Origin of the sequence: Bacillus sp. FJAT-50079, from assembly GCF_018343515.1 — a bacterium.
Taxonomy (GTDB): domain Bacteria; phylum Bacillota; class Bacilli; order Bacillales; family Bacillaceae_C; genus Lederbergia.
Genome location: NZ_JAGYPD010000001.1, coordinates 439500 through 452519, shown reverse-complemented (window position 1 = coordinate 452519; position 13020 = coordinate 439500). Strand labels below are relative to the sequence as shown.

Below are 13020 nucleotides of genomic sequence, written 5' to 3'. Positions count from 1 at the left end.
CGTCTCCTTTTTATTAAAAAATTATTCGAAAGGTGTTTCACTTAATTCAAGTGCAACCGCCAATTTACCATCGAAGTCTAAACCTGCAAGCAAAAGCCTGCCAAGATGATCAATTTCAAAATGGGTAAGTCCTTCAGCATATACCCAGCCGTATGGGAGCTTCAATCCTACTCGGTACGGACCATCCCCAACGATTTTTCCATGTTCATAACATATTTCTCCGTTGCGAATATACGCTCCGGCTGAAAAAAAAGTTTCGTCTTTATGTGAAGCATAGGCCCCATTCGTCGTTTCTAAATGTATGAAGACCTTCTTTCCAGCAAATTGATTAATCACTTGCTGTACTTGCATTGTATTCATTTCTTCCATTCAAATAAACCTCCCTTAATATGGGGTAATGGTTCTATTTTACTAAAAAAAAGGAGTGATTACGAGGGAGTAGTCCTTATTTGGGTGCGATAAAAGTGGATTAAACAGATTAGAGTCTTTAATATAGTATGTAAAAGTGATCGAAAGAGGAAGATGTTATGTCAAGGGTAACGATGGCCGATGTCGCCAAAAAAGCAGGGGTTTCCAAAAGCACTGTTTCTCAATTTATTAATAAACGATTTGAATATATGGGAGAAGAGACAAAGAAAAAAATCGATCAAGCGATCAAAGAACTAGGTTATCAACCTAATTATTTGGCCCGGAGCCTTAAGCAAAAACGTACATCAATGATCGGCGTAATTGTCGCAAATATTATGCACCGCTTTTCCACAGAAGTCAGCCGTTCCATCGAGGATTATTGCCAGCAACATGGATTGCACGCCATCCTTTGTAATGCAGATGATGATCCGGAAAAGGAAAGGGAATACATAGAAGTATTGCGGGCAAAGCAAGTGGATGGTCTGATTATTTTTCCAACGGGAAAAAATATCGAATTGTATGAAAAAATGATGAATGAAAATTACCCCGTTGTTTTCATGGATAGGAAAGTCGAAGGTTTACATGCTAATTTCGTCTTGGCGAGCAATAGCGAGGCTAGTTACGAGGCAATTCGTCATTTTATAGGAAACGGACATAAGCGGATTGCGATTGCCACCCAGCCATTAAGCATAAGTCCGCGAATTGACAGGCTGCAAGGATATAAAGATGCAATGAAGGAAGAGAATATCCCGCTAAGAGAAGACTATATGTTACATGCAGAAATTCATAAAATGAAAGCTGAATTAAAGAAGCTCTTTTCGCTACCAGAGCCACCAACCGCTTTATTTGCTGGAAATGATCTAGTTTTCCTTGAAACACTTGAGGCATTTAAAGAAAATCAAGTGAAAATTGGTGAAGACATTGCACTCATAGTTTTTGATAATATTCCATTTGCACATTTAGTCGAGACGCCAGTAACGACGATTGCTCAGCCCGGATTTGAGATGGGGCAAAAGGCAGCAGAATTACTTATTAATAATATTGAAAATAAGGTGTCGCAAGTTGCTCGACAATATGTGTTTCCTTGTGAATTAATGGTTAGAGAATCTTCACAGTCAAAAGTAGAATAGAGTTTGCTTGAACTAAATCGATTTATGATCAACAAACCCGCTGAGACGAAAAATGTCCCACCGGGTTTTTGAAATTAGTTTTTCACATTGCCAACATATTGACTATAAGCGCCATGCATAACAGGGCCGACATATTCATTTAATTTCCAGCCATGTTCAATCGCTGCTGTTACAAATTGTTTAGCGGCTTCAACAGCATCTCTTACTGATTTGCCTTTTGCAAGGTTAGCAGTAATCGCTGCCGCAAATGTGCATCCAGCACCGTGATTATACGTTGTTTCAAGTTTAGGTTCTTTAAACAGTGTAAAATCCGTACCATCATAGAAAAGATCAACGGCCTTATCATGCTCAATGCCTACGCCACCTTTAATCACAACGTTTTTAGCACCGAGCTCGTGAATTTTTGCTGCCGCTTCTTTCATATCATCGATCGTTTTGATCGGTCCAGTTTTGGCCAGTTGCCATGCTTCGAATAAGTTTGGAGTTACAATTGTTGCACGCGGAACTAAAAGCTCGCGCATCGCTTCAGTATTTTCAGGTTGAAGTACCTCATCTTCCCCTTTACAAACCATGACAGGATCGATGACGATATTCGCCATTTGATGTTCGTCCATTTTTCTTGCGCCAAGTTCAATAATGTCTACTGAACCGAGCATTCCTGTTTTCATTGCATCAATTCCAACAGAAAGAATCGTATTTAATTGTTTTTCAACGGTAGCAACATCAATCGGAAAAACTTCATGATTCCATCCGTTGTTTGGATCCATCGTTACGATAGATGTTAACGCCGTCATTCCATACACACCATTTTCTTGAAAAGTTTTCAAGTCTGCTTGTATGCCTGCTCCACCGCTCGAATCGGATCCAGCGAGTGTCAATGTTTTTTTCATTGTCATAAAAATTTCCTCCCAGATAGCGCTTGTTGTTTATTTTAGAATATACCAATAGCTTGATAAAAGAAAGCAAGGAAATTTAACAATTTTAGGGAGACGTTTTCATTAATCAAACGTTTGATTAAACAACGGATCTTTACAATTAATGTTCGCTCATAGTACAATCATTGTAGTAAATACATCAGATTTTCCAAGGGAGGAATGCATTATGGCTATTGTAATAAGTGATATAACAAATTTCATTATTCTGCCCATGGAAATCGGTGTCGACTGTTCGTAACGTATTTTACTTCTGTCATCATTCCAATTTCCATGGGCAATATGTAAGCTCATGGTTTTATCGTGGACGGGTTTTGTATGCCTGTTATATGAACATAATTAACCGCAGCTTGCGGTTATTTTTTATGAGAAAATTGAATTGGAGGATGGACATGAATTTGAACAAATTAGGTTGGGGTCGTTTTTTTGAAGCTGAATTTGAATCATATACACATAAAGGATTCACAGTAGGAAGAGTAGCCCTTGAACATAAACGGATGTATCGAGTAATTACGGAACATGGGGAAGTGCTTGCTGAAGTGTCGGGAAAATTCCGTTTCAATGCTGCTGGGCCCAGTGAATATCCGGCTGTCGGTGATTGGGTAGTTCTTACAGTGAGGGAAGATGAAGGCCGAGCGACGATACATCATATTATAAATCGAAAAAGTAAATTTTCCCGAAATGTTGCGGGCAATCGAACAGAAGAGCAAATTGTTGCCGCAAACGTGGATACGGTCTTTATTGTTGTTGCATTGAACGCTGATTTTAACGTACGGAGAATGGAACGATATATACTTACCGCTTGGGAAAGTGGGGCAAATCCGGTAATAGTATTAAGTAAAGCCGATCTTTGTCATGAAATCGAGGAGAGAGTGAAGGAAACAGAATCCGTGGCAATGGGGGTTCCAATCCATGTTGTCAGTGTCGAACAGAATTTTGGGCTTGAATCACTATCGGCATATATAGAGCAAGGGAAAACCGTTGCACTGCTTGGTTCGTCAGGAGTCGGGAAATCGACACTGGTCAATGCCTTTATTGGAACGGAAAAATTGAAAACGGGACATATTCGTAAGGATGACGATAAAGGCCGACACACAACGACTCATCGAGAGCTGATCGTGCTTGAGCAAGGTGGAATTTTAATCGATACGCCGGGAATGAGAGAATTGCAGCTTTGGGAAGCAGATACCGGCTTGAGCCAAGGGTTTGCAGATATTGAAGAGCTCGCATCACAGTGTAAATTCAGAGATTGTCTGCATCATGGTGAACCAGGCTGTGCGATACAACAGGCGATTGAAGAAGGAACGATCGGTGTTGAACGTTATCAAAGCTATGTAAAACTGCAAAAAGAACTTTCATACATTGAGCGCAAAGAAGATAAACAGCTTGCCCTTGCTGAAAAAGAGAAATGGAAAAAGATTACGGTTTGGCAGAAGAAACGGAAGAAATAGGGGGGAGGGGCTGTTCTAGAAGTCAAACTTTTATTGACTTTTGAATAACCCCTTCTTTTTTATGCTCAGATTATTATCAATTTCCCCTTGATAGCAAATTAAACCATTATGGTAAGTCGAACCCCGCCCAATTGCCCCTCCTCGTCCAAAAATCCTCAATAAGGTAAATCGAGCCTCTTCCGATAGCCCCTCCCGGTCAAAAGATCCTCAGTAAGGTAAATCGAGCCTCGTCCGATAGCCCCTCCCCGTCAAAAGATCCTTAGTAAGGTAAATCGAACCCCGCCCGATAGCCCCTCCCGGTCAAAAGATCTTTAGTAAGGTAAATCGAACCCCGTCCGATAGCCCCTCCCGGTCAAAAGATCCTCAGTAAGGTAAATCGAACCCCACCCGATAGCCCCTCCCGGTCAAAAGATCCTCAGTAAGGTAAATCGAACCTCGTCCGATTGCCCTTCATCGTCCAAAAATCCTCAATAAGGTAAATCGAACCCCGTCCGATAGCCCCTCATGGTCAAAAGATCCTCAGTAAGGTAAATCGAACCCCACCCGATAGCCCCTCACGGTCAAAAAATCCTCAATAAGGTAAATCGAACCTCGTCCGATTACCCCTCCCCGTCAAAAAATCCTCAGTAAGGTAAATCGAACCTCGTCCGATAGCCCCTCCCGGTCAAAAGATCCTCAGTAAGGTAAATCGAACCTCGTCCGATTTACCTTCACTGGTAAAAAGTCTTTAATACAGCCAATCGAACGTACGATGTTTAGTAAAATCCCACTTCTTTTATATGGTTCTTATTTATCAAACTGCCTTTTCCTATAAATAACAAAAGTGATGACTAATGAAGCAATTGCCCAAATAAGTAGAACGAAAACATGATGACCAATATCGCTTTGTCCATTGCTAAGTATAAGCCAAGCAGCAGTAAAATGTTCACTCGGCAAGAAATTGATGAGCTTTACGATCGCTTTATTTTCGATTAAGGAAATGAACATTGGGGCTAATCCGAAAATAACCATGGCAGGCATTCCGATGATCGTTGTCTCCATAACCGTCCTTGAAAGCAGGCCAAGGATCGTCCCCATGGAAATATAAAAAATAAGATTAATTAAAATAAGTAAGGAAAACATTGCCATATTTTCAACGTGAAAATCGCTTAGCGTGATTGAGCCAATGATCACAAGTACAGTCATGATGAAGGTTAGTGCACTTTTTCCAATTAATATTTCAATTGTTGTTGCAGGTGAAAGCAGCAGTCCGCGTAATGTATTCTTCTCTTTTTCTTCAGCAATCATGGCAGCTTGAATAAAGACACCGGCAATGAGCAATGCGAGCGTAATCGGCATTGATTGCATATGGGCGGCTTCATCCCCGATTCTGCCTAATAATGCCGCGAAAGCTAAAGGCATCGCTAATGTGAATAAAATATATGAATTTTTATATAATTCCTTCCAATCCTTTTGGAAAATGGCATTTATTCGTTTAAATGAAAATGTCATACTAAATCCCTCCCAGTCAACGTAACGAAAATATCTCCTAATGTTGGTTCATTCGAATGGATGGAAAGCAGTTCATCCTTTTTCATCCATTGATATATTTGATCTGCTCCAGCGGCGTTTTTTTCAATGGAGATCTTGCGCTTATCTTTCAAAAGGACAGTAATTGTTAAATCTGCATATTGTAAACGTAGATTTTGCGGCGTATCGAGTGCTTGAATTTCTCCATTATGAAGAAAGGCGACTCGATCACATAAGTGTTCGGCTTCATCCATATCATGTGTCGTTAAGAAGATCGTCGTACCTTCTTTATTTAATTGGCGTAAGCCTTCGTGAATCTGCTTTGTATTAACTGGGTCAAGTGCTGAAGTTGGCTCGTCTAAAAACAGTAAAGCTGGTTTATGGATAATTGCACGAGCAAGTGTGACGCGTTGCTTCATTCCTTTGGAAAGTTCTTTAACGATTGTTCTCTGCTCGTTTGCTAAGTTAACCTGTTCTAATACTTCGCTAATCCTGTTTTCTTTTACTCCATACAACTTGCAATAAAGTAAAAGATTGTCATAAATCGATAATCGATCATACAACCCGCTATTATCTGTTAGAATTCCGATCTTTTCCATAATGGAAGGGTGTTTCTTTTTCGATACCGATTTACCGAGTACATTCACATTCCCGGCAGTATGTAATAATTGTGAAGTTAAAATTTTTATCGTCGTTGTTTTCCCAGATCCACTTGGTCCGAGAAAACCAAAAGTTTCTCCTTTTTTTACATGAAAAGAAACGTTTTTTAAAGCTGTTTTATTACCAAACGTTTTCATTAATTGGTTCACTTCAATGATATGTTCCATTCTATCTGCTCCTTTTTCATTTGCTGACTTCATCATATGGAGAAAATGAAGAAACCGCATTAGATCAACGTTCAAAGGAGCATATAAGAGGGCGAATGGCGCAAAATAGAGCCTGAATGGAGCAGAAAAAAGGGCGGAAATTCGCCTTTACATCCCGATAATTTGCTTCAATTCATCCATTTTACCTTTCGATAAAGGGATCGAGCTTTTTTTCTGATCGTCGAGAATTAAACTGTAACTATTTCTCGTCCATGTAATTACTTCTTTTACTTTTTGTAGATTAACGATATAAGAACGGTGACAGCGAAAAAATCCAAATGGCTGCAAACGATCATGTAACGCTTGAAGGGTAAGCGAGCTAGGAAATGTTTCGCCATTGACATTTAAATTTGAAACACCGCTATTGCTTTCAATAAAATCAATTTCGGTCGGATCAAATAAAATAATCTTATCGTCTACCTTTGCTGGAATTTTATCAATGCGAATAGGGATACTCGATTCTGGCTCTGTTTGTTCTTGAACGATGCTTTCATGTTTTTCTTCAATCATCGGTTCTTCACGATCATCTACTACATCTAATTTATTAAGACCAGTATGATCTAAACGATATACAAGATTGGTCAGTGAAATCGCGTTTTCTAAATTATCAGTTGTGATCAATATCGACTTACCTTGCTTTTCCAAATTGGAAATGAATCGATGTAAAATCATCGTACTCTCTAAATCGAGATTTTGGGTAGGATTTTCCATCATAATAAAACTTGGATTATGTAAGATCGATCTTCCGAAATGGAGTCGCTTTTTCTCGGAAGAAGATAGCTTCTCAGAACGAATATGTTTTTTATCAATAAGTCGAACTTCTTCAAGTATAATGTCGATGTTTACTTCGACATCATATAGTTTTTTGAAAAAATGCAAGTATTCTTTTGCGTTCAATCGTTCATATAATTCGTCTGATTGCAAAGAAAGGCCGAACTGCTTAAAAAATTCTTGCCTATTCTTCGCCTGTTTTTGAAAATGAATGTTTCCGCCAGTTGGAGGCAGTTCACCACAAATAATGCGAAGTAAAGTATTTCCAATTACACTATTGCAATAAATAGCAATGGTCTCACCTTTATTAATGGTCAAATCAAATGCAGGAAAGTCTAATGTGTTTCCTGTTCTTTTCTCTAGTTGAACAATCGATAATAATGTCACTCCAGCTGCACTCCTATCAATATTTAAGCGTTTTTTATATCAACTAATGTAAATCGTTCACATACTAATATCATATCATCCGAAAATGTAAGGCCGTGACGACTTAATTCATCAGTAAAGAATTTTTCGTGGGCTTCTTTCCAATATTGATACGTCCGATCCCCTTCACCTTCTGCAAACGCAAACTCCTCAGGAACTTCATTCATCGGCATGATTTTAACATCGACCGTTTTAATCATTGCTAAAGGTTCGTCTTTACTATTTAAGATGATGCTATAATCTTCAATCGAAGGAAGTGGCACGTTTTCAATTTCGTAAAAAATCAGTCCAGAGCAAGTGGCTGATTTTATCCCATCTATGACTAATTGAGCTAAATTGTCTGGATTAACTCCAAATTGCCATGCGCTTACTGATTTGGGTTTTTCTTGGCCTTGAGCTTGCCAAAATTCCTCCCAATAAATTTGTGATGCATCGTTCATTGTTCTCTCTCCTTCAAACAATCGGAAAATCATTATTTTAAGTGAAACGGGTCATCCAAGAAATGAGGCGCTTTCTGTTATAATAAATGGACAAGCTTATTTTCCAACCATCATCGTTTTCAGCAATGCAAGCCGTTCGCGAGCAAACAATTTATGCCGAACGATTTTCGGTGTTTTAGCAGGGATGACATTAACTTGCAGTCCGAGTGATGCGGCTAGTTTTTTTGCCCTCGCTAAATGGTAATCGCTTGAGATGATGGTGATCCCTTTGACTTGAGGTGGCAGTAGCCCTTTGGAAAAAAGAAGATTTTCATACGTGGACGTAGATTGCTTTTCAAGGAGCATACGCTCTTCATTTATTCCATGTTCCATTAAATATATTTTCATCGCTTCGGCTTCAGTGATAAACTCACCGGGACCTTGACCGCCTGATAAAATGAAGGTGACGTGAGGGTGCTTTTCGGCATATTGCAATGCTGCATCTAATCGATATTGTAAAGAAAGTGAGGGAGTTTCTCCGTTCACTTTTGCACCTAGAATAATTGCATAGGGGTGCTCGCCGTTAGCAATCGGGCGCTTGCCAGTTTGGATCCAATTGCCGGTCATTAGCCACAAAATTGCCCCTGAGGCGATGATACCCACAACTGAAATAATGATTTTCTTAATAATCATGTGATCACTCAATTCAGAATAATGAATAGTTTAAGAATAGCGGACTTTACTTAATTAGTAAATCTTGATGATGGGGGAGACTTGCCGTTGAAAACGATTATTTTAGCAGGTGGAAAATCAAGTCGAATGGGCGAAAATAAGGCTTTGATGAAAATTAGCGGAATGCGGGTCATTGATCGACTCATTGCCGAGTTTACCCCAATCTCAGAAGAAATCATCTTAATCACAAATGATCCGTCATTATACGAAGGACTTCCAGTTACAATCGTAGAAGATTGCCCTGCTTATAAAGGGCATGGTCCATTAGCTGGCATATATACCGGGCTATCGGCTGTAAAGAATGATCTATGTCTTATCGTCGCCTGTGATCTGCCATTTGCTTCTGCCCAATTCGGGCGAGCATTAGTAAATAAACTGCGGGAAAAAAATAGCGATGCGGTCGTGCCTCAGGACAAAGAGCAAATGCATCCACTGTTTGCAGCGTATGACCCACGGATCGTTGAGAAGGCGGAACAAACGTTAAAAGATGGAAAAAGATCTGTAAAGGCATTACTTGATCAAATACATACAGAATGGTTTCATATAGAGAGGGACGAAAAAATTGTCTGGAATATGAATACCCAGGATGATTATATAGAGGCTGTGAAACTTGCCAAAGGTGGTAGAAATAAATGAATTGTGAAATTACGAGAGAACCGATTAAGATTGACGACGTTTTTCAAAAAGTAGTGCGGCGTGAAGCCGGTGCGGTCACTACTTTCATAGGAACAGTAAGGGAATTAACGTACGGAAAAAGGACGTTATATCTTGAGTACGAAGCATATGAATCGATGGCATTGAAAAAAATGGAGCAAGTCGTTATGGAAATGAAAGAACGTTGGCCAGGTGTCGAAGCTGCTATGGTCCACAGAATTGGCCGTTTGGAAATTAGTGACATAGCGATTGCGATTGCTGTTTCCGCACCGCATCGACCAGAAGCATATGAGGCAAATCGCTATGCGCTAGAGCGGGTGAAGGAAATCGTGCCAATTTGGAAGAAAGAGCATTGGGAAAACGGCGAAATGTGGGTTGGAAATCAGCAGGGAACAAAGCAATATACCGATGGCGAGCCGAAGGAGGCAGATTTGAATGAATAAATTATTATTATTTGCTCATCTCAAAGATGAGGCTGGCAGTGCGGAGCTAGCGATTAACGCTGCAGGAAAAAGCGTTCAGCAATTGCGGGTGGATTTAGAAGCTGAATATTCATTTGGCAGCCTGGCTGGCATTATGATCGCGATCAATGAGGAGTTTGTAACTGACGATGTGATCATTGAAGCTGGCGATGAAATTGCGCTAATCCCACCAGTGAGTGGAGGATAATTCCTGATGGATGAACGCTATTCACGGCAAATATTGTTTAAGCCAATCGGGGAAAAAGGACAAGCAGAAATTGGGAAAAAGCATGCATTGATTGTTGGAGTCGGTGCGCTTGGCACCCATACGTCAGAGCTGCTTACAAGGGCAGGAATTCGTAAGTTAACACTGATCGACCGCGATTATGTAGAAATGAGCAATTTGCAGAGACAAAATTTATTTACGGAAGAGGATGCATTGCAAAAATGGCCGAAAGCGGCGGCCGCAAAAAAAAGATTGGCGCAAATCAATCCTGCCGTTGAAATTGAAGCAATTGTTGCTCAAGCTGATTCTGTTCTTTTGGAAAATCTCATTGACGATGTCGACTTACTTATCGATGGAACCGATAATTTTGAAACGCGCTTTTTACTAAATGATGTAGCGCAAAAGTATACGATTCCTTATTTATTCGGTTCATGTGTAGGCAGCTTTGGGATGGCGTTTACGATTATTCCAGGGGTGACCCCATGCTTGCAATGCCTATTGAAAAAATTACCATTACAAGGGCAAACATGTGATACAGTTGGCATCATTGCTCCGACTGTGCAAATGGTTACGGCCCATCAAGGGGCAGAGGCATTAAAGATTTTATCGGGGAATATGGATGCGGTAAGGGCTGCCTATGTTTCTTTTGATCTATGGGAAAATCATTATTTATCATTGAAGGCAGGGGCATTAAAAGATGTTGGCTGCCTATCATGCGGGGATGAGCGGACATACCCGTATTTGCAAGCCGATTCAGGAATGAAAGTTGCCGTTTTATGTGGGAGAGATACCGTACAAATTCGTCCAGCCCTTCGCGATGGGTTAGCATTAGAAAAGCTTGCTAATCAATGGCGCGCGGCAGGATATGAAGTTGGCGGTAATCCATTCCTCGTTTCTGTTTTGAAGGAAGGGACCCGGGCTGTGTTTTTTAAAGACGGACGTGCGCTTATCCATGGTACGAAAGATTCCAAAGAGGCGAGAAAAATATATGATTCTTTAATCGGGTAAAAAGGGAAAGGAGAGTAAACCAATGGTAACAACCGCAACAATGATCGCAATTATCGTTTCTTTTCTCATTGCAGTAGGAACACCAATTGCTTTGCTAATTATTTTTAAAAAGAAATTTGGTATATCGCTGAAAGTTCTTTTATTCGGTATGTTGACGTTTTTCTTATTTGCCCAAGTGTTAGAAGGGCTTGCCCATAGCTTTTTCCTCGTTGGAAATGAAACGACAAAGCAATGGTTTGAAAACCCGTGGTTATTTATGCTTTATGGTGGACTGATGGCTGGTATTTTTGAAGAAACGGGCAGATTTTTAATGATGAAATTCGCCTTGAAGAAGTTCCGTAGATGGAAGGATGGACTTTCTTTTGGAATCGGGCATGGTGGAATTGAAGCGATTCTTCTGATCGGTATTAATAGCGTGATGCTGTTTGTCTTCGCGTTGATGATTAATAATGGTACATTCGAATCGCTAATTGTAAATGAACAAGCAAGTGTAGCACTTGCACCGGTTCAAGAGCAATTAACAACTGGGTCACCACTTTTAATTTTACTCAGTGGAATTGAGCGATTAGGTGCAATGTCGCTTCATATTGGATTATCCATTCTCGTTCTTTATGCGATTAAAAGTAAAAGACCGCTCTACTTTATTTATGCGATTTTGATTCATGCACTCTTTGATTTCCCTGCTGCGCTTTATCAAGCAGGTGTAATTAAAAATATTTTTATGATTGAAGCATTTATTGCGATTGTTGCAATTGGTGCGGTCGTTTGGACGGTAAAGTCGAAACGATTATTTGCAGAATAATAGAAGGCTGTCCCGATTTTGAGACAGCCTTACATCCGACGTATATTAATGGGTTGCTACAATGACTACTTGTCCGCCATCAAGCACTTCTTCATATTTTTCAGCTTCTTGCTCGGATAATCCGACGGCTTCAAATTTGGAACGAAGCTCGTCACCTCTTTTTTGGAATACATTGCTAATTGTGTTAAATAACCCTTGTTCGCCAACGCCTACTGCTGCTGTATCCGTTGCATCCGTTAGATCTTTAGACCGCTCAATCCCATGAGCAAATATATAAATATCATCGTGGGTAAACCCTTGAGCCGTCAAGTCTTCAACGATATCTAATGCTTGTACACCATTCTCACAAACTTTTACTACATGCATGGAAAAATATCCTCCCTTTAAAAAAAGCTATTGGTCTTGCATATTTGTTATTTATCCTTTCTCAACTCGTTTAAACATAAGAATGGAAAATTGGGTATAGAGAAATAGGAATTAGAAAGGATGGTTCACTTGAAAAAAATATTAAAAAATGACTGGTCACCTCTTCTTGAAGAGGAGTTTCATAAGCCGTATTACTTGCAGCTGCGTTCCTTTTTAAAAGACGAATATGCACATAAAGTGATTTATCCTGAAATGGAAGACATTTTCAACGCATTGCATTATACATCATTTAATCAGGTAAAGGCGGTCATCCTAGGACAAGACCCATATCATGGACAAGGACAAGCACATGGTTTAAGTTTTTCTGTAAAGCCAGATGTAAATATCCCGCCATCATTAAGAAATATTTACAAAGAATTAAATGATGATCTTGGCTGTTACATTCCGAATCATGGGCATTTAGTTAAATGGGCAGAACAAGGGGTATTAATGCTTAATACAGTTTTAACAGTGAGGGCTGGTGCAGCTCATTCACATCGTGGAAAAGGCTGGGAAATATTCACCGATAAAGTCATTTCTCTTTTGAACGAACGAGAAAAGCCAATTGTCTTCATTTTATGGGGACGGCCTGCTCAGGAGAAAATAAAGCTAATCAATACGCAGAAACATTTGATTATCCAATCGCCGCATCCAAGCCCATTTGCAGCTCATAAAGGCTTTTTCGGGAGCAAGCCCTTTTCGAAAACGAATAAAATGTTGCTAGAAATGGATGAAGAACCAATTGATTGGCAAATTCCAAATCTTTGATTTTTCCATGGAAAATGCCTATGCTTGTACATAGAAAAATGGGTTACGGGAG

Annotated in this window: 16 protein-coding genes; 8 read left to right on the top strand and 8 right to left on the bottom strand. The window is 39.9% G+C overall.

Translation table 11 applies throughout. From position 1 onward, the window contains the following. Nucleotides 1–21: 21 nt before the first annotated feature. Nucleotides 22–369, bottom strand: coding sequence for a YojF family protein (locus KHA95_RS02150; protein WP_213135813.1), 348 nt, complete (start codon nt 367–369; stop codon nt 22–24). A gap of 158 nt (nt 370–527) precedes the next feature. On the opposite strand from KHA95_RS02150, the gene KHA95_RS02145 reads away from it, so the two are divergent. Beyond that, complete coding sequence (locus KHA95_RS02145; protein ID WP_213135812.1) at nt 528–1538, top strand: substrate-binding domain-containing protein; 1011 nt, start codon at nt 528–530, stop codon at nt 1536–1538. A 74-nt stretch (nt 1539–1612) separates the two neighbouring features. On the opposite strand, the gene pdxK is transcribed toward KHA95_RS02145, so the two are convergent. Continuing rightward, nucleotides 1613–2434, bottom strand: coding sequence for a pyridoxine/pyridoxal/pyridoxamine kinase (gene pdxK, locus KHA95_RS02140; protein ID WP_213135811.1), 822 nt, complete (start codon nt 2432–2434; stop codon nt 1613–1615). 428 nt (nt 2435–2862) lie between these two features. Between pdxK and rsgA the strand changes: the two genes are divergently transcribed. After that, nucleotides 2863–3921 carry a ribosome small subunit-dependent GTPase A gene (rsgA, locus tag KHA95_RS02135; RefSeq protein WP_213135810.1) on the top strand — a complete coding sequence of 353 codons (1059 nt, stop codon included), beginning with the start codon at nt 2863–2865 and terminating at the stop codon, nt 3919–3921. A 786-nt stretch (nt 3922–4707) separates the two neighbouring features. On the opposite strand, the gene KHA95_RS02130 is transcribed toward rsgA, so the two are convergent. The 5 genes from KHA95_RS02130 to KHA95_RS02110 form a co-directional block, all read right to left on the bottom strand. Continuing rightward, nucleotides 4708–5412 (bottom strand): ABC transporter permease, encoded by a 705-nt coding sequence (locus KHA95_RS02130; RefSeq protein WP_213135809.1) that lies wholly within the window; start codon nt 5410–5412, stop codon nt 4708–4710. Next, a complete protein-coding gene (locus KHA95_RS02125; protein WP_213135808.1) occupies nt 5409–6257 on the bottom strand; it encodes an ABC transporter ATP-binding protein in 849 nt (282 codons plus the stop codon). The genes KHA95_RS02130 and KHA95_RS02125 overlap by 4 nt, the downstream gene beginning before the upstream one ends. Before the next feature lie 147 nt (nt 6258–6404). Beyond that, entirely contained in the window at nt 6405–7454 is a 1050-nt protein-coding gene (locus KHA95_RS02120; protein WP_213135807.1) for a LytTR family transcriptional regulator DNA-binding domain-containing protein, read from the bottom strand. A gap of 23 nt (nt 7455–7477) precedes the next feature. Beyond that, nucleotides 7478–7933, bottom strand: a complete 456-nt coding sequence (locus KHA95_RS02115; protein ID WP_213135806.1) for an ASCH domain-containing protein — start codon at nt 7931–7933, stop codon at nt 7478–7480. A gap of 96 nt (nt 7934–8029) precedes the next feature. Next, entirely contained in the window at nt 8030–8605 is a 576-nt protein-coding gene (locus tag KHA95_RS02110; RefSeq protein WP_213135805.1) for a YdcF family protein, read from the bottom strand. An 87-nt stretch (nt 8606–8692) separates the two neighbouring features. On the opposite strand from KHA95_RS02110, the gene mobA reads away from it, so the two are divergent. The 5 genes from mobA to KHA95_RS02085 are packed head-to-tail and all read left to right on the top strand — an operon-like array spanning nt 8693 to nt 11795. After that, the gene (gene mobA / locus KHA95_RS02105; protein ID WP_213135804.1) at nt 8693–9280 is read left to right on the top strand and encodes a molybdenum cofactor guanylyltransferase; all 588 of its coding nucleotides are present in this window, start codon (nt 8693–8695) and stop codon (nt 9278–9280) included. Further along, nucleotides 9277–9741 (top strand): molybdenum cofactor biosynthesis protein MoaE, encoded by a 465-nt coding sequence (locus tag KHA95_RS02100; RefSeq protein ID WP_213135803.1) that lies wholly within the window; start codon nt 9277–9279, stop codon nt 9739–9741. Before mobA ends, KHA95_RS02100 begins: the two co-directional genes overlap by 4 nt. Further along, entirely contained in the window at nt 9734–9967 is a 234-nt protein-coding gene (gene moaD / locus KHA95_RS02095) for a molybdopterin converting factor subunit 1 (RefSeq protein ID WP_213135802.1), read from the top strand. The genes KHA95_RS02100 and moaD overlap by 8 nt, the downstream gene beginning before the upstream one ends. Nucleotides 9968–9973: 6 nt before the next feature. Next, nucleotides 9974–10993: a ThiF family adenylyltransferase gene (locus tag KHA95_RS02090; RefSeq protein ID WP_213135801.1), complete on the top strand. Its 1020-nt coding sequence runs from the start codon at nt 9974–9976 to the stop codon at nt 10991–10993. Nucleotides 10994–11015: 22 nt separating this feature from the next. Continuing rightward, entirely contained in the window at nt 11016–11795 is a 780-nt protein-coding gene (locus tag KHA95_RS02085; RefSeq protein WP_213135800.1) for a YhfC family intramembrane metalloprotease, read from the top strand. Between the two features lie 45 nt (nt 11796–11840). Here KHA95_RS02085 and KHA95_RS02080 read toward each other — a convergent pair whose 3' ends face one another. Continuing rightward, entirely contained in the window at nt 11841–12161 is a 321-nt protein-coding gene (locus KHA95_RS02080) for a YflT domain-containing protein (protein WP_213135799.1), read from the bottom strand. A gap of 129 nt (nt 12162–12290) precedes the next feature. Between KHA95_RS02080 and KHA95_RS02075 the strand changes: the two genes are divergently transcribed. Then, the gene (locus KHA95_RS02075) at nt 12291–12968 is read left to right on the top strand and encodes a uracil-DNA glycosylase (protein ID WP_249316451.1); all 678 of its coding nucleotides are present in this window, start codon (nt 12291–12293) and stop codon (nt 12966–12968) included. Nucleotides 12969–13020: the final 52 nt, after the last annotated feature.